Raw genomic sequence first — 24,886 nt, forward strand, 5'->3', positions numbered from 1 at the left:
TCCACCGACCCTGAACCGGACACCCGAGTCGCTGCGACCGACGTTCGACCGCCTTGCCCCCGCTGCGGCGGTCCCATGAGAACCGTCGGCTCCTTCGCGGGCTGGTACCAGCCGCGCGGCCCGCCATTCCGCCCCGCGCCGAACCGGGCGTGTACGCCATGACCCGGCATGGCCTGATGCCACCAACCACCCGGGGAACCGCACCTCGGGGCACGCCTCACTGCGTGCCGAACGCCAGAATGGTCTTCTCGAACACTGCCGCCCGACCCTGTCACGCTCCGCCAAACGCCGGAGACCGGGCAATCCAGGAGCGCTTAGGCACCCAGGCGACGGTGCTCACGCGCCTTCCGTCCCTCACTGGGGACCACGGTCTCCCAAAATCCCCATAGCTCTGCGCCTGCCATCCCGCGGGTTCGTTCTTCCACGACTTTCGTACGCCTCGCGGCGCCCGAAACTCTTCAGGAAAGCTGCATGTCGGCTTCGACGTGATTTGACCCAAGAAGCGGACGTTTGTGGGCGTGAGGGTCTGCGTCGATGCAACGGCTGACCATCTCATCAAGAAGGCAACAGCGCAGTCATGTTCGCCTTTCTAGAAGGCTGCCTTGGCGTTAGACAGGCGCTGCGTCAGTTGATGATAAGCATGCGGGGACAGGGTGGAGCGGCGAACCATCGCCGTACGGGTTGAGCTAGGGGTGGACACACTGCTCGGTCCGGGCAAGGCCGCCCTACTGGAAAGCATCCGCGAGACCGGTTCCATCGCCGCCGCTGGCCGCCGTATGGGCATGAGCTACAAGCGCGCTTGGTACCTGATCGACACCCTGAACAAGGCGTTCCGTGAACCGCTGGTAACCGCGAGCAAGGGAGGGAGGACCGGAGGCGGCGCCCAGCTCACGCCGATGGGAAACGTCGTCCTCGATGGTTACCTCCGCATGGAGAGGCTCGCGTCCGAGGCTGTCGCGGGCGAGCTCGACCGGCTCGCTACCCTGATGAGGCCGGCCGCCCCGTAGGGCGGCCGAGGTCTATTCGGCCGCCATGTGCGCGACATCGACCGCTGAAGCCCGGGCCGCGCAGAACTTGAACTCCGGGATCTTGCCCATCGGATCAAGCGCCGGGTTGGTCAGGAGGTTGGCGGCGGCCTCGGCGTAGCAGAACGGCATGAAGATCATGCCGGCCGGCACGTCACGGTCGGAGCGCACCTTTAGGTGCACGGCGCCACGGCGCGTCTCCAGCCTCATCGTGTCGCCCGGTTCGAGGCCGAGGCGGTAGAGTTCCTTCGGCGCCAGGAAGGCCACCGCCTCCGGTTCGAGCGCGTCGAGGACGCCGGCGCGCCGCGTCATCGAGCCGGTGTGCCAGTGCTCCAGCACCCTGCCGGTCGACAGTACCATCGGGAACTCTGCGTCCGGCACCTCGTCGGGTGGGACGATGGCCGCCGGCACGATCTTGGCCCGGCCGCTCTCGGTCGGGAAGCCGGCGTAGAAGATGATCTCGTTGCCGGGCTTGTCGGGCGCGTCGACCGGGTAGGTCACCGCCCCCTCACGTTCCAGGCGCTCCCAGGTGATGTTGTTGAACGAGGGCATCACCCGGGCCATCTCGGCGAAGATGTCGGCCGGCCCGCGGTAGTTCCAGACCAGCCCCATCCGGTTGGCGAGTTCCTGGATAATCCACCAATCCTGGCGGGCATCGCCCGGCGGCGACACCACAGGCTGAGCGATCTGCACCCGGCGGTCGGTGTTGGTGAAGGTGCCGGCCTTCTCGGCGAAGGCCGAGGCCGGCAGCACCACGTCGGCGTGGAACGCGGTCTCGGTCAAGAACAGGTCCTGTACGACGAGGTGGTCGAGCATCGCCAGCGCGTGCCGAGCGTGGTTGAGGTCCGGGTCCGACATCGCCGGATTCTCGCCCTCGACGAACATGGCCTTGATCTCGCCCGCGTGGATCGCGCGCATGATCTCGACCACAGTCAACCCGTTCTTCGGATCGAGGGACTGGCCCCAGAACTCCTCGAAAAGCTTGCGCACCTCCACCTTCTCGACCGACTGATAGTCTGGATACACCATCGGGATCAGGCCGGCGTCGGACGCCCCCTGGACGTTGTTCTGGCCCCGGAGCGGGTGCAGCCCCGTACCCGGGCGTCCGATCTGGCCGGTGATGAGGGCGAGCGCGATGAGGCACCGTGCGTTGTCGGTGCCGTGGACGTGCTGGCTGACGCCCATGCCCCAGAAGATGATCGAGGACTTGGCCCGGGCGTAGAGCCGGGCGACCTCGCGCAGGGTCTCGGCGTCGATGCCGCAGACCGGGGCCATCCTCTCCGGCGTGAAGTCGACGATCTTCTCCTTCAGTGCCTCGAAGTTCTCGGTGTAGCCGGCGATGTACTGCTCGTCGTAGAGCCGCTCCGTGATGATGACGTTGAGCATCGCGTTCAGCATCGCGACGTCCGAACCCGGCCGGAACGAGAGGTGCCTGTAGGCGTGGCGCGAGAGCGTCTGCCGCCGCGGGTCCATGACGATCAGCTTGGCACCGTGCTGCTTCACGGCGTTCTTGAGGAAGGTCGCCGCGACCGGGTGGTTCACGGTCGGGTTGGCGCCGATCACGATGATGACCTCGGCGTCGAGCGCCGCCGAGAACGGGGCCGTCACGGCGCCGGAGTTCAGGCCTTCCATCAGGGCGGCAACCGAAGACGCGTGGCACAGGCGCGTACAGTGGTCGACATTGTTGGAGCCGAAGCCGAGCCGGACGAGCTTCTGGAAGAGGTAGGCTTCCTCGTTCGAGCCCTTGGCCGAGCCGAAGCCGGCGAGGGACCTGCGCCCGTGGGTGTCGCGAACGGTCGTCAGGCCGCCGGCTGCGCGGTCGAGTGCCTCCTCCCAGGTCGCCTCGCGGAAGTGCGTCCACGGGTTGGCGGGATCCACCTGATCGTTGGCGTCCTTCGGGACGTTGTCGAGCCGGATCAGCGGCGTCGTCAGGCGATGCGGGTGGTGGATGTAATCGAATCCGAAGCGACCCTTCACACAGAGCCGGTTGTGGTTCGCCGGCCCATCCACGCCCTCAGCGTAGACGATCCGCTCGTCCTTCACCTTGTAGGAAACCTGGCAGCCGACGCCGCAATAGGGGCACAGCGACGTCACCTCACGGTCCGGGTAGACCGTTCGGGTGTTGTGCTCGGCGTCGAGGTAGGCGGACGGCATCAGCGCGCCGGTCGGGCAGGCCTGGACGCACTCGCCGCAGGCGACGCAGGTCGAACCACCCATCGGGTCATCGAAGTCGAACACGATTTTGGCCTCGGCCGAGCGGTAGGCCATGCCGATGACATCGTTGACCTGGACCTCGCGGCAGGCCCGGACGCAGAGGTTGCACTGGATGCAGGCGTCGAGGTTGACGCTCATCGCCGGGTGGCTGAAGTCCCCGGTCCAGCGCTCGGCCGCCGGGAAGCGGCTTTCGGTAACGTCTAGAAAGTCGGCCTGCACCCAGAAGTGTGAGGTCGGATCGTGTGAGGTCTCGCGCTCGGGCTGGTCGGCCACCAGTAGTTCGAGCACCATCGCCCGGGCCTTGGTGGCCCGCTCGGATGCCGATTTGACCTTCATCCCGATGGCGGGGGTCCGCTTGCACGAGGCGGCGAGCACGCGCTCGCCCTCGATCTCGACCATGCAGGCACGGCAGTTGCCGTCCGGGCGGTAGCCCGGGTCGGGCTTGTGGCAAAGGTGCGGGATGTGGGTGCCGATCCGCTTTGCCACGGCCCAGATCGTCTCGCCGGGCCGGGCCTCGACCTGCTGGCCGTCGAACTCGAACGCGATCGACGGTGGGGTGACCGGGCCATCCCTTAAGCCGAACGTGCCGGACGGTTCGGGGGCGGCCTGCCCCCCGGACTTCATCCCTTGAGAGTAGGCGCCGCCGGCCTCGGGGGGCGAGCCCTGCGCCGGGCCGCCGGCATCTTGCGCGCCGTCGGCCCGGACCTCGTGCTTTGCGGACTTGTCGCCGTGCGTTTCGGGGGCGTTGCTCATGCGTCCGCTCCGGGCCTGGGCTTGGAAAGGGTGATCGCGACGGTCATTCGGCAGCAAGCGCCCGGGGGGCCGGGAAGAGGTCGGGGAAGAACCGGATAACGCTGCTGAGGGGGTTCGAGGCCGCCTGGCCCAACCCGCAGATCGAGGCATCGCGCATGCATTGGGCCAGCTCCCCCAGGAGCTCGGTGTCCCAGTCACCGTTCTCCATCATGATGCGCGCCTTCTGGGTGCCGGAGCGGCAGGGCGTGCATTGCCCGCAACTCTCGTCCTCGAAGAACCGCATCAGGTTCAGGGCGGCCCCGCGTACGTCGTCCCGGTCGGACAAAACCACGACGGCCGCCGAACCAATAAAGCACCCATATTTTTCGAGGGTGCCGAAATCGAGCGGAATGTCGTTCATCGACGCCGGCAGGATGCCGCCGGACGCGCCGCCCGGCAGGTAGGCCGCAAAGGCGTGGCCCTCCAGCATGCCGCCGCAATGCTCGTCGATGAGTTCCTGGATGGTCAGGCCGGCCGGTGCCAGCTTCACGCCCGGCTGCCTCACGCGCCCCGACACCGAATAGGAGCGCAGGCCGACGCGGTCGTTGCGGCCGTGGCCCTTCCACCAGCCGGCGCCGCGCTCGATCAGGTCGCGAACCCAAAAAAGCGTCTCGATGTTGTTGATGAGGGTCGGGCGATTGAACAGGCCGACCTGGAACGGGAACGGCGGTTTGTGCCGCGGGAGCCCGCGCTTGCCTTCGAGCGACTCGATCAGCGAGGATTCCTCGCCGCAGATGTAGGCCCCTGCCCCGCGGCGGAGATGGATGCTTGGTCCTCCGGCAGGAATCCGTGCGATTTCGCGGGTCAGGATCTCACGCGAGATCGGGTACTCGTCGCGCAGGTAGATGTAGACGTCCGGTGCCTCGACCACATGGGCGCCGATCAGCATGCCTTCGAGGAAGCGGTGAGGATCGGTGTTGAGGTAGAGCTGGTCCTTGAACGTGCCGGGCTCGCCCTCGTCTCCGTTGACCGCCATCAGCCGCGGGCCAGGCTCGCCGCGGACCGACCTCCACTTGCGTCCGGTCGGGAAGCCAGCGCCGCCGAGGCCGCGCAAGCCGCCGTCGTCGAGCACCTGGAAGACGTCGTCGACGGAGAGTTCGCCGCTGCGGAGACGGTCGAGCGTCGCGTATCCGCCGGTCGCCCGGTAAGCGTCGTAATCGATGTAGTCGGTCAGGTGGGCATGGGTGTCGCCGGCTTCTACCGCGGCTCGCACGGATGCCAAATCGGCCCTGCGCAGGAAATTATGCCCGACCTCGACGGCGGGCGCGTGGTCGCACAACCCGACGCACGGGGCGCGCACGACGCGGACCTGGTCCGACGCCAGCTCGCGCTGGAGCGTCGTCAGCAATTCGTCGGCTCCGAACATCGCGCAGGTGATGCTGTCGCAGACACGGACGGTCAGGCGCGGGATGTCGGCGTCGCCCTCCTTCACCACATCGAAGTGGGCGTAGAACGTGGCCGTCTCGAACACCTCGGCGAAGGCGAGGCCCATCTCGTCGGCCAGTGCCGCGAGGTGGTCTGCCCCGATCTGCCCGTAGGTGTCCTGGATCAGGTGGAGATGCTCGATCAGCAGATCGCGTTGGCGGGGGCGCGTTCCGAGGAGTTTTTCGATCTCGACCTTGGCGCGCGGCTCGACCTGGCGGCCCTTCGGCACCGGGCGGGCCTGGTTGCGGCCCTTGCCGGGGTGGGAGAAGTTCCTGACTGTCCCTGGGGCCTCACTCATGGGCGATCCGGTTCCGTGTGTTCGTGCGGGTGATGGGTGCGGGCAGGGTACAGTCTATTGGCCGCCGAATGCCCGGAGCGGCTGGCCGGCTTCAGAGCGGTGTTCCATCGTCACGGCACCAGTGGCCGTATCCAACGACGCGACCCGCGGCCCGACGATGGACCGGAGTTCCGACTCGAATGCGTCCAGGGCGGCGTTGAGACGACCAAGCAGGTCTCCTTCCGACCCGGTCCCGTCCGGGGGATCAAGCGTCTCAGCCAACGCTTTCCGGACCCGCTCGACGAGCTCCTGCGTAAGCGGCGGCTTCGCTTGATCGACGTAGGCTTTCGTGACCGCATCCGCCCGGCCGGTCGCCGCGAAGGTGGGATGTCCGGTCATGGTCGGGCTCGCGAGGGAGCGGTGAGGCGGTGCATGGCGTGCCCGTTCTGTCGGTAGCCTGGGTTTTTGGCCTTAGGCTGACCGTAGATACGCGATATAGTTCAGGTGGTATATCTTATTTGCAATGGTTTTAAACCGTCGGTGTGACGCGGGGGTTGAGCCTCGGAAGCATTGCTCCGGCTTACCAACGAAGTTGGAGCGCCACGGTGGCGGCGTTCGGGAGCAGGGCTTCAGGCTATGTTCGGGATGCGGGTGATAGGGCTTGCCGGATGGAGCGGTGCCGGGAAGACGACCTTACTGGTACGGGTCATCCCTGTTCTCGTCGGACGTGGCCTGAAGGTGGCGACCCTTAAGAACGCCCATCACGACTTCGACACCGACCGTCCGGGGAAGGACTCCCGCGAGCACCGCAGGGCTGAAGCGAGCGAGGTGTTGGTCTCCTCGGGTCGTCGCTGGGCCCTGTTCCACGAGCTCGGCGACGAGCCGAAGGCGACCCTCGCCGAGTTGCTCCAACTGCTGAGCCCCTGCGACCTCGTCGTGATCGAGGGCTTCAAGCGCGGGGCCATCCCGAAAATCGAGGTTTTTCGCAATGCGAACGGGCGGCCGGCCCTCTATCCAGGCGATCCGCTGATCGTCGGCGCGGCCGGTGACGTCCCCTTCGAACGTGCCGGCGTTCCGGTGGTGGACCTGGACGACGCTGAGGCGGTAGCCGGGCTGATGCGCGACCTGGACGAGCCCATCGACTTTGTGTTCCATGACCTCGCCCGAGCCCATGACTGACGTCGGTCGCGGATCGGGACGGGACTTTTCGCCATCGTCGGAGGCGTTGGCTCTGGCGATATAGCCATGCATACATATCGAGCGCCGCCGACCGACGCCGGCTGAGCGAGCAGGTGTGGACGTATGATGTTCGAGGGGACGTGGCGCAGCGCGACCGGTGCCGAGATCCGACTCTGGCAATTCGGGGAGGCGGTGTCCGGCACATATGAAGCCGGCCCCACCGAGATGCCGATGCCGCATCGTGGCCGCATCCTGGTCGGCACGGCGGAGGGTGACCTCATCGGGTTCGTGACGGCCTCGGTGCCGCCGCATGGGATCAGGAGCTGGGCGGGCCGCCTCTACCCGTCGGAGGCGGGCAAGGGGCCCGAGATCCACCTCATGTGCCAAGCGGTCGGACGGCGTGTGTCGCGAAGCGCGTTTTCGAAGTCGGTGGCGCTTGAGACCGTGGTGTTCTCCCTGGTGGACGCCGAGCAGGCCAAAGATACGCCGCCGCACTGAAACCAGCCCGGCCCATCGTTGCGGCGTCAGGGTTCCGGACCTTGTTACGACCGCCGCCGGCTTGCGGGCATCACCGCACCGGGGTTGGCGAAGGGGCGTCCGCCATCCTCATCATGATCTCCCCCAACGTCACGGGACGCCACTTCCTGCCATCTACGTTGACGTAGAATCTTGTTTGAGGGGGCGGAATGCCGCCTTGAGAATATCCGTAGACGTGGAGGTCGGCGTGTCAGAAACGAGGCCATATCCGATGGGCCTAATAGCTACCCAAGATGGCCTGTGACCTTAGCATGCCTGGGTACTGTAGGAGCGCGCGAGACATCGACGATAGGTCCCGTCGAAGTAAATCGAACTGCGCGGCAAAGGTCTGCTTTCGGACGAAGGCAAGATCCCTCTCTAAGACGTGGTAGGGTCGAGATCTGCCAATCCGCTCAACGGTAGGATCGGGTGGATTTCCGCCTGACTGCTTACGTCGGACATGCATGAGAGCGGACCTTGCCCTCGTGCGCACTTTTGATCAGTTCGGCAGGAGTCCCGTCTCCTGATAGCTCCTGACCAACGAGTCGAACAGATCTATGTCTGAACGGCTTCGAGCAATGATCTGAGCTCCGGCCACAGCAGCATAGATGGCACGTGCTCTCGTCTCCCCGTCCTTCGGCTCAACTTGCTTTGCCGCAATGAGCTGCTCGCGCAGCCATGCCGTATTAACGTCGGCAAAAGACTGGACCTCCTTCAAAACTTGCTCAGGCAACGCGTCATATTCGGTCGCCATGAAGCTGCTGAGGCACATGCGATTGTTGCGCTCCAGAGAGAGGCGAAAAATGCCGGGGTATCGCCGCAGCGCTTCCATCGGGCTTTGCGCATCCGTTGAAATAGTCTCAAGATCGCGGGCGATGTCTTCCCAATAGCGGCGCGCGACAGCCTCGCCGAGGATGGCCTTATTGGCGAAGTGGTAGTTGATGCTGGCGGCCTTGATGCCGACGGCCTCCGCAAGGTCGCGGAAATTGATGCCGCCGTAGCCATAGGCCATCGCTGCTTCCCTCGCGGCCACGAGGATCGCCTCACGCACATCTCTCTTCAATGTCGCTGCCATTCTCAACCTCCACCTGTCATATGGCAGACAGGGATTGACGACACAAGATCTCGGCCCTAGCTTGAAGCCTGTCATATGACAGACAGGCAAACGCCCCAGGAAAGCGAGACGACGATGTCCGACAAGCTCAAGCTTTTCACGTCACCTTCGGCCTTCCCGAACCCGCAGCGCCTGAGGATCTTCATGCACGAGAAGGGCATCGCTGGTCACTTCGAGGAGACGGTCTACGACATGTCACCGGTCGGCGAGCAGCGGAGTTGGAAGCACCTGAAGATGAACGCCTGGGGCGAGACACCGACCCTCGCGCTATCCGACGGCTCCTACCTCAGCGAGACCTCCGCCATCGCCCGCTACCTCGACGACACGTTCGAAGGCCGCAAGATCATGGGCGAGACGGCGCACGAGCGTGGACTCGATCAGATGTGGGACAACCGGGTGTGGATGCACATCCTCTATCCCATCGTCACCGCCTTTCATGTCTTGCATCAGGGTCTGGGCCCGAAGCTCGAACTAACCAGCAATCCGGCCTGGGGCGAGCACTCCCGCAAGGTGGCACTGGCGCATGCCGGCTTAGTCGACCGGCACCTTTCCGACGGCCGTGCGTGGCTGCTGGGCGGAGATCAGCCGACGTTCTCGGACATCACGTTGGCGACGGCCATCGCGTTCTCCAAGTTTCCGGTGAACGCCACTCCGCTCGATGAGCGCTTCGAGCATCTCGATGCCTTCTGGGTGCGCTGGCAGGCTCGACCCGCCTTCATCGCTGCCTATGCCGACCGGAACAGCGGTGTGTCGGAGATCGACAATCGCACATGAGCGTTCGGCGGTCGGGCTTGGCAACCGCCCGACCGCAATGCTGCTTTGACCGACTTTGAGTGGCGTTCTGCGATGGCTGCGTTGAACTTGCGGCAGCGAAGGTCTCTACGATCGGCTGGGGTCGGAGGCGGAATGTGCGCTTGATAGCGAAGGGTGAGGGTCGGCTCCCCACCCATCTCAGACGGTGCATGATCCAGAAAGGTGCATCGGCCAAACTACCCCAGAATATTATGGTTCTTCCGCTTCCAAGCGGTCTCAATCCGACGGGTGTCCGCTTGGCGATTGTCTAGTTATGCTCAGCGAACGTGTGTGTCGGAAATCGCCCTTTCGTCCCCGTTATCCGCCTGCTGATTGTCGAGCTTGCGCAACTCAGTTGCGATGTCTTGGAGACTGACGTCGCCCTTGCGCAGGACGCGGTCAGCCTTCGACAGTCGATTGCGCTCCTCAGCGGTGACGTCCCGGGCGCTCAAGACCACCACAGGCACATCGGCGCAACCCGGCAATCCTCTCAGGCGGTCGAGGAAGGAGAACCCATCCATGACCGGCATGGTAAGGTCTAGGAGGACGAGGCGCGGCACCCCGTGCCTGACCTGATCGAGCGCCTCGCAACCATCGCCGGCCTCGCGGACGGTCCATCCGTTGCGTTCCAGCGCTGTTCGAACGCGGTGGCGCATGTCCGCGTCGTCGTCGACAACCAGGACGTCGCCGTCCGCCGCCCGGAACTGCTCCAGGACCGTCCGAAGGCGCGCCCAGTCCACCGGCTTCGGCACGGCCTCGATGGCTCCGAGCGAGGCACTGAGCGTCGCATCGGCTACGAAGCTCACCATGACCACCGGGATGCCGACGGTCTCAGGGTCTGCCTTCAGAGCGGCGAGCACCGACCAGCCATCCATCTCGGGCATCATCACGTCGAGGAGGATGGCACGGGGCTTGAGGAACCGGGCCAAGTCAAGGCCGGTGCGGCCGTCTCCAGCCGTGCGCACGGAGAAACGCTGGCGCTCAAGAAACCGGGTCATCAGCTCACGCTGCGACGCCTCATCGTCGATGACAAGCACTAGGGCATCCAGGCGTTCGCCGTTCTCCGGTACGGCTTCGAGCCCAACATCGACCGGCCGGTCCGATGCCGCTGCCGGCACGCGCATGGTGAAGCTCGTTCCCTCACCCTCGACACTCGTCACGGAAATGTCGCCGCCGAGCAGCTGGGCGAAGGCGCGGCTCAATGCCAGCCCGAGGCCGGTCCCGCCGTAGTTGCGCGTGGTGCTCTCGTCGGCCTGCGTGAAGCGCTCGAACAGGCGCCCGACCTGCTCGGGGTTCATGCCGATACCGGTATCCCGCACCGTGAACAGGAGCCAGTCGCCGCGGGCGCCCGCGTCGCGTCGGGCCTGCAGGGTAATGGTACCACCCTCGGTGAACTTGGCGGCGTTCGAGAGGAGGTTGAACAGGCACTGGCGCAGCTTCACCGCATCCGTTCGGGCCTGACCTGCATTGTCGGAGACGTCGAGCACGAGGACGTTCCCCTTCTTACCCACGAGTGCTTCGACCGTGGCGGCTGCGTCCGCCACGAAGGCGGCGACATCGATGTCCTCGGGATAGAGCTCCATCTTCTCCGCCTCGACCTTCGACAGGTCGAGCACGTCGTTGATCAGCCCGAGGAGGTGCTGGGCATTCGACTTGATCTTGCCGAGATCTTTGAGGAGGCTTTCCTGACCCAGCTCCTCAGCCTCCTCCTCAAGCATCTCCGAGTAGCCGATCACGGCCGAAAGTGGCGTTCTGAGCTCATGGCTCATATTGGCGAGGAATCGGCTCTTGGCTCGGCTGTGCTCCTCAGCGGCGTCGCGAGCCTCCTTAAGCGCGCTCTCGAACGCGTGTCGCTCGGTAATGTCCTCGTGGACGCCGACCCACTCCCTCACAGTGCCGTCGGCGTCGCGCACCGGTACCGCCCTGGCGACGTAGCGGCGCCACCCCGCTTCGGCGGTGCGCACGCGATGCTCAACGGTATAGGGGGCCTCGTCCCTCAGCGCTTTGGTCCAGGTCGCGACCGTGGCAGCGACATCCTCGGGATGGATCGCCTCGGCCCAACCCGCGCCCATGTACCTCTCGGGCGTCTGCCCAGTTATGGTCGCCCATCCCGCCTGCTCCTCGACGAAGCGTCCGGTCGCGTCGGTGGTCCACATCAATCCGTTCACGGCTTGGACGGCCGAGCGGAAGCGCGCCTCGCTGACATGCAGGCGACGCTGCACCCCGCGCTGGTCGAGCGAGGACGCGATCATTGCCAGGAACAGGATGAGGAAGGTGACGCCCGCCACCGCCAGGGCGAGATCACGTTGCCCCGCCGCAAGGTTGGCTACATGAGCCGCATGGGCGCCTGGCTCCTGCTCGGTGAAGGTCGCCGCGGCCATCCCGGTGTAGTGCATCCCGGCGACAGCGAGCCCCATCACGCAGGCGGCGGCGAGCTTTTGCCAAGTCCGGTTGCGACGGAAGGTCAGCCACAGGGCGGCGGTCGCGGCGGTAACCGCGATAGCGACCGATACCGCCACCACGGCGGGGTCGTAGGCGAGATTGCCCGGTACACGCATCGCCGCCATGCCGGTGTAGTGCATCGCAGCCACGCCGATACCCATGAGTGGGCCTGCGACCAGCAACGAACCAGCGCCGGTTCCTCTGCTGGCGACCCAGGCGAAAGCCCCGGCGGTGACGCCCACCGCGAGCATCAGGGACAGGAGCGTCAGGCCCAGGTCGTAAGCGGCTGTCATGCCTATCTCGAAGGCCAGCATGCCGACGAAGTGCATCGACCAGATGCCGCCGCCCATCGCCACGGCCGCGCCGGCGCCCCAGGCCCACCGCGAACCTGCGCCAGGACGCCGGACGCGGGCCCCGAGGTCGAGGGCGGCATAGGATGCGAACACCGCGATGACGATGGAAAGCGCGACGAGGAGCGGGTTGTATCCGGTATGGGCCATGGGATGTCCGATGGGGGCACGGGTTCGGTAGCACCGAAAGGCAGCGGCCTTCGGGCAATCTTCCGGCAGGGGAGCTCAAGCTTCCGCGAGCCGTCGGCGGAATGGCCAGCCGACGATCAGGCCGCCGGCGAGACCGCCGAACGCAGCAGTGTGGTCAAGTCATCCAGACCGACCTGACCCTTCCTGAGGACTTTGTCGGCTCGTCCGCCCAAGCGCCGGCGGTCCTCGTCATCGACGTCCTTGGCGGTGAGCACGATGACCGGGATCGAACTCCATCCCGGTTTGGCCCGCAGGATGGTGAGGAAAGCGAAGCCATCCATCTCCGGCATCATCAGGTCGAGGAGGATGAGGCAGGGCCGCTCCGAAACGACCGCCGCCAGCCCGACTTTGCCATTCTCGGCCGTGACGATCCGCCAGCCGTCCCGGGAAAGCCGCGCCGACATCCGTTCGCGCGTGTCGGCATCGTCGTCGATGATGAGCAGCGGGCCTTCTTGGTCCCGGGGGCGGAAGCGATCCATCACCCCATGCAGCTCCTGCCAGTCCACCGGCTTCTGCAGGTAGTCGGTGGCACCGAGGGAAAAGGCCAGGTTCTGCTCGTCGAGCACCGTAACCATGACCACGGGGGTGTTGCCGAGTTCCGTATCCCGCCTGAGTGCGCGTAGAACCGACCAGCCGTCCATCTGCGGCATGGTCACGTCAAGCAGGATCACCCGGGGCCTCAGGGCCCGGGCCACCTCCAGACCTTCGCGCCCGTCGACCGCGGCGGCAACCTTGAACCCGTCGCGCTCCAGGAAGCGGGTCAGAAGATCGCGCGTCGCTGGATCATCGTCGACGACGAGGACGAGGCCGTGTTCCAAAGTGTCGACGGGAGCGGTCGGGTCGACGTTCCCGGTCCTGGACGGTTCCTCGTTCGACCCGACGATGCGCGTCGGGACCGAGATTGTGAAGGAGGTGCCTCGACCCTCCTCGCTATCGACGGCGATGTCGCCGCCCAACATGGACGCAAAGGCCCGGGTGATGGACAGCCCGAGCCCTGTGCCGCCGAACTTGCGCGTGGTCGAGGCATCCGCCTGGGTGAAGCGCTCGAACAGCCGCGCCTGCTGGTCCGAACTCATGCCGATGCCGGTGTCGCTGACCTGGAAGGTCAGCCAATCGACGCCGTCACGTTCGCCTCGTGCGGCCCTGAGGGTGATCTGTCCGCCTTCCGTGAACTTGGCGGCGTTGCTCAGGAGGTTGATGAGGCATTGACGCAGCTTGGTCACATCGGACCGCGCCTCGCCGAGGTCGTCGGAGAGGTCCAGGGTCAGGATATTGTCCTTTGCGGAAACAAGGGACTCCACTGTCGAGGTGACGTCGCGGATGACGGTGCCGACGGCGAAGTCCTCGACGTAGGTCTCCATCCGCTCTGCCTCGATCTTCGACAGATCGAGGACATCATTGATGAGGCCGAGGAGGTGGCGGGCGTTCGCCTCGATTTTGCGCATGTCGGGCAACAGGGCCTCGTGACCGCCGTCCTCCATCTCCTCCTGCAGCATCTCGGAATAGCCGATGACGGCCGAGAGCGGGGTACGCAGTTCGTGGCTCATGTTAGCGAGGAACTCGCTCTTGGCTCGGTTGGCCTCCTCGGCCGCTTCCTTTGCAGATGCGAGCTGGAGCTCGCCACGCTTACGCTCGTCGATGTCGGTCACGACGACGACGGCCCCGGCACGCCGTCCATCCGCATCGAGCATCTGCGCCGCCGAGAAACCAACCCAAGAGCGGGTTCCGTCGAAACCCTGGTACTCGACCTCCAGGTCCGCCCGTGGCTCGCCGCCGCGCGCCACGCGGTCGAGAGGCCATTCCTCGGGATCGACCTGGCGTCCGTCCGCATGGAAGCCGTTCCATGGCGCCGGCCCGTTAATGGATGGACCGGCGACGGCAGAGTCGCCGAGGATCGCCACGGCACGGGCGTTATGTCCGACGATGCGACCAGAGGGCGCCTCGGCGATGAGGACACCGACGGGCAGCGTCTCCATCACCGTACGCAGCGTCGCCTCGCCCGCGCGCATGCCTCGGCGCGCCTCGGCTTCGCCCGCTTCGGCCAAGCCGGCCGGGATGGTGCCGGCGAACAGGGTGGCGACGTGCAAATCAAGGCCGGTGAAGGCATCGAGCTGACTCGACTGCAGCTTCAGGACGCCGACGGCCTCGCCCGCGCGCAGGACAGGCACGCAGACGGCAGACCGCGCGCCGAGCGCTCCCACGAGATCCCGCCGGACGCGCGGGTCGACGAGGAGATCGGGGCACAGCACCGCCTTAGCGGTCGTCAGGCAATGGCCGGAAAGGCTTCCATCGATCGGGACGCGCAGGCCGACGTGGGGGTGGAGTGCGCCACGCGCCGAGCGGTAGACAAGGTCGTCGCCCTCGCGCAGCTCGATCACCGCGCCCTCGGCCTGGGGGATCGCGGCCATCACGCCCTCGACGAGGGCGTCAAGGATGACGTCGCGATCCCCGGCCGCCTGCGTCACGGCGGCCTGGGCGGCGATGAGGGCGTTCTGCTGGTCGATCAGGGCAGTCTGGCCCGAGAGGATGCGCTCGCGCTCGGCTACCGAGCGGCGAAGCTCCATCTGGGACATGACCTGCCCGGCTAGCGCCCGCAGAGCCGCCGCCTGGATGTCGGTAAGCCCATTGAGTCGGGGCTCCATGTCGATGACGCAGAGGCTGCCCAGACGCTCCCCGCCGACCGCCTCTAAGGGCGCGCCGGCGTAGAAGCGCAGGTAAGGTTCACCCGTAACTAGAGGGTTCTCCCTGGTGCGAGGGTCCTTCGTCAGGTCGGGGATGACCAGGAGGTCGGGCTCCCCCAGGACGTGTGCGCAGACCGATTGGTTGAGAGGGGTCTCGCAGGATGTGAACCCGGACTTCGCCTTGAACCATTGCCGATCGCCTGCGACCAGACTGACGAGGGCAACCGGGGCGGCACAGGTCAGGCGCGCCAGATCGACGATATCGTCGAACCCCTTTTCAGGCGGTGTGTCGAGGATATTGTACTCCCGGAGCGCGTCCAGGCGATTGGGGTCGGCGACCTCGGAAGGTAGCTTCGTCAGTTCTGTCACGCGGGGCTCTCTGAACCGCCCCGGGTTTCCCGGAGGCTCCAACTCCTGAGAGGATGGAGCCATGACGAAGCGAACCCCACCGTATTCTCCTGAGGTCCGTGCCCGCGCGNTGAACCGCCCCGGGTTTCCCGGAGGCTCCAACTCCTGAGAGGATGGAGCCATGACGAAGCGAACCCCACCGTATTCTCCTGAGGTCCGTGCCCGCGCGGTGCGGATGGTGCTGGACCACCAAAGCGAGCATGCCTCGCAATGGGCGGCGATCAATTCGATCGCGGCCAAGATCGGCTGCTCGGGCGAGACGCTCCGGAACTGGATCCGGCAGTCCGAGCGGGACACGGGACAGCGGGGCGGCCCGAGCACGGACGAACGCGAGCGGATCAAGGCACTGGAGCGCGAGAACCGCGAGCTGCGTCAGGCCAACGAGATCCTCCGGAAGGCCAGCGCGTATTTTGCGATGGCGGAGCTCGACCGCCCTTTCAAACGATGAAGGCGTTCATCGACGAGCACCGCGATGCCTACGGGGTCGAGCCGATCTGCAAAGTGCTGCCGATCGCCCCGTCGACGTACCATGCCCATGCCGCGCGGCGTGCCGATCCCAGCAAGCTGCCGGCACGGGCCAGGAGCGACGCGGCGCTGATGGCCGAGATCCGGCGCGTGTTCGAGGCGAACTTCCACGTCTACGGCGTGCGCAAGGTCTGGCGGCAGCTCGGCCGGGACGGGATCGTGGTGGCTCGGTGCACCGTGGCGCGACTGATGCGGGCGATGGGACTGAAGGGTGTCGTGCGGGGCAAGACGGTCCGGACGACGATCCCCGATCCGGCAGCTTTGTGCCCGCTCGACCGGGTCAACCGACAGTTTAAGGCACCGCGCCCGAACGCTTTGTGGGTCAGCGATTTCACCTACGTGGCGACCTGGCCTGGCTTCGTCTACGTGGCTTTCGTGATCGACGTCTTCGCCCGCCGCATCGTCGGCTGGCGGGTCTCTCGGACGGCTCACGCTGCCTTCGTGCTGGATGCCTTGGAGCAAGCCCTGCACGAGCGTCGTCCCGTCCAGGGCGGCGGGCTCGTGCACCATAGCGACAGGGGCTCGCAATACCTTGCGCTGCGCTACACCGAGCGGCTCGCCCAGGCTGGTGTCGAGCCGTCCGTCGGCAGCGTTGGCGACTCCTACGATAATGCCCTCGCGGAGACGATCAACGGCCTGTTCAAAGCCGAGGTAATCCATCGACGCGGCCCGTGGCGGTCTTTCGAGGCCGTTGAGTTCGCCACCCTCGAATGGGTCGACTGGTTCAACACCCGCCGCCTGCTCGAACCGATCGGGAATATCCCGCCCGCCGAGGCCGAAGCGCGCTACTATGCCCAGGGCGAGGTCCAAGCCTTGGCGGCCTGACCCAAACCAAATGGCCTCCCGCCATGGGTCCGGCCACNCCACCCTCGAATGGGTCGACTGGTTCAACACCCGCCGCCTGCTCGAACCGATCGGGAATATCCCGCCCGCCGAGGCCGAAGCGCGCTACTATGCCCAGGGCGAGGTCCAAGCCTTGGCGGCCTGACCCAAACCAAATGGCCTCCGGGAAACCCGGTGCGGTTCACTCCGCCGAGGTACCTTGGGGCTCGCATGCGCGAGGCCGCGGACCGACGCGATGCGGATGGCCGGGGGCTTCCAACAATGCTTGGGCATCGTCCTGGTTGCTCAGACCTTTGACCGAGCGGTCCTGCGCCTCGGAGGGGTCCAACGGTGGTTGAGAAGAGCTCGGGATCCGAGGGGCAAAATCACCGACCGCTCAATGTGGTGCCAAATTCGGTTGGCAGTCGTGTGCGACAGCAAGGCTTTCGTGCAGCGTCATCAGGGGAGCAGGTCAACGCTGGACCCTTGGAACGGCGAGTTGTAGGCGTCCGACACCGATACAGGATTGCTACGCGAGGCGAGGTTGGCCATTTGGACGAGCTTGGAAGGATGGAACCGCTGACAATCTACCTCGACGTAGACGGGGTCGTAACAACGGTCGGCTATCAACGTCAGGCCGGCAAGGACAGGCTCAACCCGGACCAGATTGCTCGCGTTGCTGCGCTGGTGCGCGAGTTCGACGCCAAGGTGGTCGTCTCGTCGACATGGCGCGTCGACGATTGTCGCCCGACCCTGGTCGAGGCTGGCCTACCTGAGAACTGCTTTCACCCGGACTGGAGGACGGCCATCCTGCCAACAAGCCGAGATGCCGAGACGGGGGCCATGCTTCCCGCCGAGCAGTCCGGGCGCGGCGACGAGATCACCGAACACGCGAACCGGAATCACATCACCTACTACCTCATCCTCGACGACGTTGAGGTCGGCCCTTCTCATGCAGGTCGGCATGTTCGTCCGATGGCGGAGTTCGGCCTGGGCGAAGCAGAGGGCGTGTTGGCCCGAAGCCTGTTGGCAGGGATGTAGGACGCTCGGTGCCTGACAGGACGTGTTGGCTCGCTCCAGCCATCCGTCGATTTACGCTTCTTTAGGGATTGAAATTTCCAGAGCCGCAGGTCATCCCATGACAGTGGAGTGACACACGCGTCACGCTGCCCCCGACATCGACAGGGTCACCTCGACCGTCGCCGGACATCCCCGTCCGGTCCCGCCTCGGCGCCGCAAAACTGTTGCTGCCGGGTGTGCGTCGCGTCGGATCGTTGATCGGCAGGAAGGAGTGGCTGCGATGTTCGGGTTCAAGACTCGGGAGAAGACGACCGGTCGCTCGCTTGCCGCCTTGGGCATTGTCGAACTGTCAGCGGCCAACACCTATGCCGCTCTCATCGCCACCGGTTGGGCCGAGATCGGTTTCGGCTACCATGGTACCGTCCATGCCCATTCGGATTACCCGGACGTCGTCGTGCGCTTCGCGCGCAAGGCCGACGGGTTCGGCGACTATGCAGCCCTGCTTCGCAAGGGCTTCGCAGGGTCGGACGGACCGCACGCGCCGCGCATTCACGACATGCATGTCAGCCGCTGTGGCTCGCTGATCACCGTTGGATCGCGGCTGACCGACCCCGTGCGGGATGTCTGGTGGCTGGCCTATGCCCACGCCGTCATCGCGGATCATCCAGGTGTCGAGATGGACCAAGGTGTCCGCGACCGGTTCAAGGCGGAGTGGCCAGCCCACGAGCCCAGGATCGATCATCCGAGCTTCGATGGCATCCGCGAGGCGTTCAGTGCCGCGTGGCCCAACTACGAGACATATGTCGCCGCCTTGCGAGCCGTCGCGCCACAGGGCCTCGACCCCAACGTCGGCAATGTCCTCCTTGGTGTCGACGGTAGCCCCGTGGTCAACGATCCGCTCTGCGATGACGGCTTTGGCCTGTGGCGCTCGCCTCTATCGCGCATGCTGACACGTTGTGCAGACATCCTCCGTCGGCAGACGGGCGAGCCCCTCGGCAGGACGCCCGTTCACGCCTGAGTGGAGAGTGGCAAGGGCTCCCCTGAACGTCGCTGACGAGCACGCTGCCTCGTTGCCTGCCTGGAGAACCTACAGTGCCGCCTTACTATAGCCCAACGACTTAGACCGATGGCGTCCCACAGCTTCGCACTTCTCCACGCCATTGCCCTCCTTTAGTCAATAACAGTGCTAACGCTCAAGCTACAGCGCGTGTTGAGCGCTTCCGTACCAGAGCACGATTAGTTCATCCAGGCCATCAGCATCGGCGCTCCCGCGTCGGCTCGGGAACAGGCTTGGCGCCATCGTTTGTGCGCGGGACGAGATTCTATCGTCACTCCAGAGCTTCTGCTCTGAATCATTTACAGGCAAGATGTACAACGGCTCAGGCGTCGACTTTTGGCAATGTTGCTGATCAGCTTGTATGGCAACGTTGGGTCGGGACCCGTGCGTCCGCTCTACGACCGGCTCGGGTGGATGATGGACGGTCCGTTTTATCCACCTTGATTTGAAAAACGACAATATTTTTCGTAATTTAGCCGAATAAATTGTACGTAATTCATCAAAGTGTCAAAGAGTCAGATATAGGTAACAAATAGATAAATCTACAACTTTGCAGCGGTCTCAGAAGAGATCGGAATGGCTCGGCGACCAAACGCCCGATTCATTTTGTGACACAATCAAGAATTGGGAAACGTCATGGCCTCGACTGCTGGTCCGATCAAGAACGTCGTTGTCATGATCGCCGATGGCGCCGGCTTCAACACCTTGGAGGCCACGCGGCTCTACCTACAGGGCCTTGCAGAGGGTGACGCACGAGCCGGTGCCGCCGGCAAGGTTTTGATCGCCGATGGTCCGACCTTCACGGCCACAGCGCAATCCGTGTTCCCGCTCGACAACCGGACAGCACCTCTCCCCGGCGAGGCAGGTTTGGCCCAGAACCCCGCCGTAGTCTACGATCCGGCTAAGATCTATGACTTCACCCCCGTTTCCGGCCTTGATCCGAACGGCCAGCCCCGCGCCTTTGCGGGCTACGAGTTCAACCGCAACACTTATCCGGACTCGGGCAACACTGCGACCTCGATCGCCACCGGTGACAAGACCTACAACAACGCTATCGACGTGGATGGCGCCGGTGAGCGCTTGTTCTCCATCGCAGAGCAGGCAAAGGAACTCGGCAAGGCCACAGGCGTCGTCACCACGGTTCAGTTCAGTGACGCGACCCCGGCAGCGACGGGCGGCGCCCACAACATCGCGCGATCGAACGCCAATCAGATCGCCCAGGAGATGTTCAGCGCCGGGACCCTCGACGTCATCGGGGGAACCGGCAACCCAGATTTTGATGACAACGGGCGCGTGCGCACGTCGCCGGACAACACGTGGATCGGTGCCGACCTCTGGAACGCCTTGAAGGCAGACAGCTTCCAGTCTCAGGACGGGCAAAGTTGGAACCTGCTGCAAGATCGCGCCTCCATCCAGGCTGCGGCGACTGGTACGCCGACCACCGAACGTCTGGCGATGATCACGCAGGCGTTCACCTCCAGCAACTTCAACCGCTCAGGCGCTGCCGCCCCCAACACGGCTGAGGTGCCGTTCAGCGTTCCCCGGCTCGAAAGCTCGCCGACCCTGTCCGAGTTGTCGCTGGCGGCTTTGAACAGGCTGAACACCGATCCCGATGGCCTCTATCTCATGATTGAGGGTGGTGCGGTCGACCGGGCCATGCACGCGAACAACCTGGGCCGTATGGTCGAGGAGTACATCGACTTCAACAACGCGGTGAAGAGTGTCGTTGACTACATCAACTCGCCCACCAGCCGTGCAACCCTTGAAGACACGCTTCTCATCGTTACGGCCGACCACGATCACTTGCTGTTCGGACCCGAGGGCGCGACCATCCCCTATCAGCCGGTGCAGCCGGACCGGAATGGCGACGGACTGCCAGAAGGCTTGTTCTTCTCCACCAACCACTCGAACCAGATCATCCCGCTCTACGCAGCAGGTGCAGGCTCGACCCTTCTTCCTCAGCTTGCCGATCAGCGCGATGTCGCTACCAACGCGGCGGGCCAGCAGATTGGCCTTGGACGTGCCTTCACGGATGAGGCCGAACTCGGCGACTTCCTGCTGGCGCAGAGCCGCCTCAACGCCACCGGAACCACCACGGGCGCCGACAACCTCGTCGGCAGCGATGTCGGTGACACACTGGATGGGCTAGCTGGCAACGACATTATCGACGGTCGTGGCGGCGACGACATCCTGGCCGGCGGTGCGGGTAACGACGCCATCAATGGCGGCCTTGGCAACGACCGGATCACGGGGGGAGCAGGCAACGACACGGTCTTTCTCAACGCATCCACGGACGAAGCCGACACCGTCGATCTTGGCGCTGGTTCGGATGTCGCTAACATTTCTCTTAGCACGCCCGGTCAGATCCGTCTGAGTTTCACCTCCGCTCAAGTTGGCAATGGCAACGCCAACGACAGCAATGACATGCTCAATCAGGACGGCGGCTTGGCCGTTCGTTTGCAAGCGGAGGGTGCAAACGACACCCTGACAGGTCTGGTGAGCCGCTTCGACGATGAGGGTACGACCTTCGCCGGCAGCACCGGCGTCACCTTCGATGTGCGGGACCTCGTTGCAGGAACCCAGCGTGGCGACTTGTTCGAGGTCGTCTCGCTCGGAACATCAGGTAACGACACCCTGACCGCCACGCAGGCAGCCCGGCCTTACTACTTCAACGCCGGCATGGGCGACGACATCATCGTCGGTGGCACCGCCAACGACTTTCTAGTCGGCGGCGCTGGCAACGACATGCTGGCTGGCAACGGCGGTAACGACACTTTCATCGGCGGCGCTGGCAACGACGTCATCAACGGTGGCTCTGGCCTCGATCGTGTGATCTTCAACTTCGCCTCAAGCACCGCGACGGTCGGACTGTCCGCGAGCGGAGTCACGACAATCACCGGCTCCGAAGGAACCGATGCTTTCCGAGGTGTCGAGCAGTTCACCTTCAGCGACCGCACCCTTGATAATGCGGATGCCAGCCCCCTCGTCGATGATGTGTTCTATCTGCTGAGCAACAAGGACGTGCTGGCCTCCGGAAAAGACGCGGACGATCACTACGCTGAATTTGGTGCCAAGGAGGGGCGCGATCCGAACGCCTACTTCTCGACTAAGGGCTACCTCGCGGCTAACCCAGACGTTGCCACCTCTGGCGCTAATCCGCTGACCCAGTACGCTCAGGCTGGCTGGAAGGAGGGACGCGATCCGGGCGCCAACTTCGACAACGAGTTCTACCTCGCGCGTAACCCGGATGTACAAGCGGCCGGCTTCAATCCGTTGGCCCACTATCTTGAATTCGGCCAGTCGGAAGGTCGTTCGACCTTTGCGGCTGTCGGACGCGCGGTCGACATCAAGGGCGGCTTCGACGCCGAGTACTACCTTGTCGCCAACACCGACGTGGCCGTTGCGGCCTCACAGGCGGGTGGTGACACCTTCGCTTTCGCCCGTCAGCACTTCGACAGCATGGGCTGGAAGGAGGGGCGTGATCCGAACGCGATCTTCGACACCAAGGGCTACCTCGCCGCCTACACCGACGTAGCCCAGGCTGGTGCCAACCCCCTGGCGCATTATGACGGGTTCGGTTTCAAGGAAGGCCGTGATCCGTCGACCGACTTCGATACCTCGGCTTACATCCGGGCCAACCCGGATGTGGCGCAGGCTGGTGTCAACCCAATGCAGCACTTCTTACAGTTCGGCCTCGTTGAGAACCGTGCTGTCCTGAATGATGGGACCTTCGGCTCTGGCTTGATTGGCTGAGTTTAGAAAAACATTGAGAAAGATGGCCGGGGGATAACCCCGGCTGTTTTCGTTTGAACTATCGCCTTCATGAGCCCGCCTTTGAGTGATCTTTGAAGGCGTTTACGCGACGGATGCAGCCTTAGGCCCTGCCACGCTGGTTCCGCAAGCAGCGCTTCACGCCTGCAAGGTCCGGGGCGTGTCATTGACGAACCCCGGCATTCGGGAACGTATGACGCGTGGCAAGGGCGCTGGCATATTTGCCTCATGAGCGATAAGACTAGTACCTCCCCGTACACCCTTAAGGTCACGCCGAATTCGCGAGCCGAGGGAACTTGGCAGTTAGCTATCCGCAAGCATGGCAAGCTCGTCATGCGATCCGATCGTCCACGGCCATCTGAGGTAAAGGCACAAGCGCAAGGCACGGAAACGATCGAGAAGCTGCTCCATGATCGAGATGAGGGGCGCTACTGAAGTGGTCTACCTCCTGAAAGGCGGGCCTCCCTGAAGTATGATGGTGTGGAACGACCCTGCTTACGGCAGCGCTGATCTGGGTCTTGATTCTGGATCAGTTTTCTAACGCAAAAGAACCGTACATGTATCAGATCCACGTCGTCTGCATCGATTTGTCCAATCAGATATTCCAGGTGCGCGCGATCACCTCGGAAGGCAATTTTTCTATAAAACAGCAGTCACGCCGCTCACAGGTACTGACGCTCTTCTTTAAAGTGTCATCCAGCCTCGTCGGGATGAAAGCATGCGGCGGTGCTCACTTTCGGGCGGGTGCGCGCGTCACGTCGATGCGTCTCTCCACTCCGACGTGACGCGCGTACCCTCAGACCCTGGATCGGACATCTAGGCAGAAAGTCTCAGGATCACGGCCGACGACCCGAAAATGTGGGCCAGGGTGACAAGGACGGATCCGGTATGGAGGATGCCGAAACGCGTGCGATTGCCCGTGTCGGTCGCCACATTGATAGCCGGCATGAGAATCTGGCGCGCGAGCAGTGCCGTGACGGCGATGAGTCCTAAGATGACGGTAGAGGTCACGTCGATGGCGGCTGTCAGCGCGGCGCCACAGAGAGCGCACCCAATGACGAAGATGTAGAAATGGGGGAAGGCGCGGCGCAGGAGTGGACCCGCCGCGTCGGCAGGTAGAGCGCTGAACAGGAAGGAGGCAAACCCGAATGAGTACAGAATCATGCCGCCAAACAGGAGGGCCGTCAAAAGAATAGCCGCTTGCAAGAGCATCGTGACCGAACCTTAATAGTTTTGCATAAATTCAAAGAACGCTTCCAATTTTCCTTGCTTCCACCGTTTCGGTTTCTAGCGGAGCAGGAAAGCTCCGGTATTGCGAAAGCGAGCCGCAGGGATGACTGGAGTCTTAGATCGACTTCTCCGAAGATTGCTTCGCGCAGGCCATGAACACGTCCGCGACGCGCAGATCGGCATGGGGTGCCATTCCTGCCGCGTCATCCAGGCAGGACACCACATCCTTGCGAGAAGCACCTCCATCGGCTTTCTCCAACTGCTTCAAAAGGCGGTTTCGGTCCGCGCTTGAGGCTGCATTCCAGTCACGCAATGTGTCTTGCGGGTCCAAGGCGAGGGCTGGAGTCACAAACGTCGCCAGCATCAAAATCAAGAGCGAGCGGAGCGGGACCTTCCAGGCGCTGCGACCAACGCGATCCGCATTCATTTGAGACTGCCTCATGCGATTGCCTAGGGGGTCTGGAGGACGACCGATCGTGCAAATTGACGCCATCGGTCTTCACGAACACCCACCGTTCGCAAGGCGTGACTCGTAGTGGTGCTTTTGGTTTAGCCAGCCAGAATTCAGGGTGCGTCTGATCTATCTGTGACGCCGAACTGCTTTGACGATGCGCCTTTCTACCGCACGCCTTGGTCCTGTGATCGCCGCTGCACTGGTCAGGATTTGCGGCGCGTGGACGTCAGGGGCTGTGGTCTTGAGCATGCCAACCACATCGCGACGGGACATGATGTGTTGGCCGGCATCCTGGAGCAGGTGCGCAAAGCTTCGGTCACTGCAGGATCGACGTCGTTCGGGGTGCGCCGTTGTTCCTGCCTAGTCTTTGCGGTCCTGCGATTACCATAATATGGCACTGCCGCCATCCGTAGCCTGACGCGGACTGGAATGCGGCTGGGTCGACAATTGCTTGCTCCTCGGCACGCGAACGCCAACCGGGTGCCGAAGCACCCGAAGACAAACTAGGGTGTGAACCGAACCAAGACGTTGCGAGAGTTCTGGTTTTGTGATTCAGAGCCGCCGTTTGCAGCACGGAGGCGGCGATGGCGGACCTGTTCTGGC

At 64.2% G+C, this 24,886-nt stretch carries 17 protein-coding genes, 1 pseudogene and 1 other annotated feature; of the genes and pseudogenes, 10 read left to right on the plus strand and 8 right to left on the minus strand.

Features of this window, described 5'->3' with window-relative positions:
• Positions 1–162: pseudogene (locus ASF60_RS26270) on the plus strand (IS91 family transposase); the annotation flags it as partial.
• A gap of 530 nt (positions 163–692) precedes the next feature.
• Complete coding sequence (locus ASF60_RS16345; RefSeq protein WP_244477101.1) at positions 693–1,007, plus strand: winged helix-turn-helix domain-containing protein; 315 nt, start codon at positions 693–695, stop codon at positions 1,005–1,007.
• 12 nt (positions 1,008–1,019) lie between these two features.
• On the opposite strand, the gene fdhF is transcribed toward ASF60_RS16345, so the two are convergent.
• From fdhF to ASF60_RS16360, 3 genes are read right to left on the minus strand one after another with little or no spacing between them, the layout of a single operon-like run.
• A complete protein-coding gene (gene fdhF, locus ASF60_RS16350; RefSeq protein WP_056187193.1) occupies positions 1,020–3,992 on the minus strand; it encodes a formate dehydrogenase subunit alpha in 2,973 nt (990 codons plus the stop codon).
• 43 nt (positions 3,993–4,035) lie between these two features.
• The gene (locus ASF60_RS16355) at positions 4,036–5,754 is read right to left on the minus strand and encodes an NAD(P)H-dependent oxidoreductase subunit E (protein ID WP_056187197.1); all 1,719 of its coding nucleotides are present in this window, start codon (positions 5,752–5,754) and stop codon (positions 4,036–4,038) included.
• A gap of 54 nt (positions 5,755–5,808) precedes the next feature.
• On the minus strand, positions 5,809–6,132 hold the full coding sequence (locus ASF60_RS16360) for a hypothetical protein (RefSeq protein ID WP_056187202.1): 324 nt from the start codon (positions 6,130–6,132) through the stop codon (positions 5,809–5,811).
• Between the two features lie 237 nt (positions 6,133–6,369).
• On the opposite strand from ASF60_RS16360, the gene mobB reads away from it, so the two are divergent.
• A complete protein-coding gene (gene mobB, locus ASF60_RS16365) occupies positions 6,370–6,912 on the plus strand; it encodes a molybdopterin-guanine dinucleotide biosynthesis protein B (protein ID WP_056187205.1) in 543 nt (180 codons plus the stop codon).
• Between the two features lie 123 nt (positions 6,913–7,035).
• On the plus strand, positions 7,036–7,410 hold the full coding sequence (locus ASF60_RS16370; RefSeq protein ID WP_156634191.1) for a hypothetical protein: 375 nt from the start codon (positions 7,036–7,038) through the stop codon (positions 7,408–7,410).
• Positions 7,411–7,927: 517 nt separating this feature from the next.
• Here ASF60_RS16370 and ASF60_RS16375 read toward each other — a convergent pair.
• On the minus strand, positions 7,928–8,503 hold the full coding sequence (locus ASF60_RS16375; protein WP_056187208.1) for a TetR/AcrR family transcriptional regulator: 576 nt from the start codon (positions 8,501–8,503) through the stop codon (positions 7,928–7,930).
• Positions 8,504–8,617: 114 nt separating this feature from the next.
• Here ASF60_RS16375 and ASF60_RS16380 point away from each other — a divergent pair, with 114 nt between their 5' ends.
• Entirely contained in the window at positions 8,618–9,316 is a 699-nt protein-coding gene (locus ASF60_RS16380; RefSeq protein ID WP_056187210.1) for a glutathione S-transferase family protein, read from the plus strand.
• 296 nt (positions 9,317–9,612) lie between these two features.
• On the opposite strand, the gene ASF60_RS16385 is transcribed toward ASF60_RS16380, so the two are convergent.
• Entirely contained in the window at positions 9,613–12,276 is a 2,664-nt protein-coding gene (locus tag ASF60_RS16385) for an MHYT domain-containing protein (RefSeq protein ID WP_056187213.1), read from the minus strand.
• Between the two features lie 116 nt (positions 12,277–12,392).
• Positions 12,393–15,365, minus strand: coding sequence for a GAF domain-containing hybrid sensor histidine kinase/response regulator (locus tag ASF60_RS23915; protein WP_162241332.1), 2,973 nt, complete (start codon positions 15,363–15,365; stop codon positions 12,393–12,395).
• A gap of 160 nt (positions 15,366–15,525) precedes the next feature.
• On the opposite strand from ASF60_RS23915, the gene ASF60_RS16400 reads away from it, so the two are divergent.
• The 5 genes from ASF60_RS16400 (at position 15,526) to ASF60_RS24620 (ending at position 23,384) form a co-directional block, all read left to right on the plus strand.
• Positions 15,526–16,754, plus strand: a protein-coding gene (locus ASF60_RS16400; protein WP_156634194.1) for an IS3 family transposase whose coding sequence is annotated in 2 segments (ribosomal slippage) — positions 15,526–15,814 and positions 15,814–16,754 — 1,230 coding nt in all. Because the reading frame shifts where the segments join, the coding sequence is not laid out codon by codon here.
• Positions 15,807–15,923 (plus strand) — a sequence feature (AL1L pseudoknot). It overlaps the preceding gene by 117 nt.
• 567 nt (positions 16,755–17,321) lie before the next feature.
• Positions 17,322–17,792, plus strand: a complete 471-nt coding sequence (locus ASF60_RS16410; protein WP_156634196.1) for an HAD domain-containing protein — start codon at positions 17,322–17,324, stop codon at positions 17,790–17,792.
• A 259-nt stretch (positions 17,793–18,051) separates the two neighbouring features.
• Positions 18,052–18,789 carry a hypothetical protein gene (locus ASF60_RS16415; RefSeq protein ID WP_056187228.1) on the plus strand — a complete coding sequence of 246 codons (738 nt, stop codon included), beginning with the start codon at positions 18,052–18,054 and terminating at the stop codon, positions 18,787–18,789.
• 675 nt (positions 18,790–19,464) lie between these two features.
• On the plus strand, positions 19,465–22,581 hold the full coding sequence (locus ASF60_RS16420; protein WP_056187232.1) for an alkaline phosphatase: 3,117 nt from the start codon (positions 19,465–19,467) through the stop codon (positions 22,579–22,581).
• 575 nt (positions 22,582–23,156) lie between these two features.
• Complete coding sequence (locus ASF60_RS24620) at positions 23,157–23,384, plus strand: hypothetical protein (RefSeq protein WP_156376324.1); 228 nt, start codon at positions 23,157–23,159, stop codon at positions 23,382–23,384.
• Positions 23,385–23,415: 31 nt separating this feature from the next.
• On the opposite strand, the gene ASF60_RS16425 is transcribed toward ASF60_RS24620, so the two are convergent.
• Positions 23,416–23,811: a DUF4149 domain-containing protein gene (locus tag ASF60_RS16425; RefSeq protein ID WP_056187238.1), complete on the minus strand. Its 396-nt coding sequence runs from the start codon at positions 23,809–23,811 to the stop codon at positions 23,416–23,418.
• Positions 23,812–23,944: 133 nt separating this feature from the next.
• Entirely contained in the window at positions 23,945–24,256 is a 312-nt protein-coding gene (locus tag ASF60_RS16430) for a hypothetical protein (protein ID WP_156634198.1), read from the minus strand.
• Positions 24,257–24,886 lie beyond the last annotated feature (630 nt).

Origin of the sequence: Methylobacterium sp. Leaf113 (assembly GCF_001423325.1) — a bacterium.
GTDB lineage: Bacteria > Pseudomonadota > Alphaproteobacteria > Rhizobiales > Beijerinckiaceae > Methylobacterium.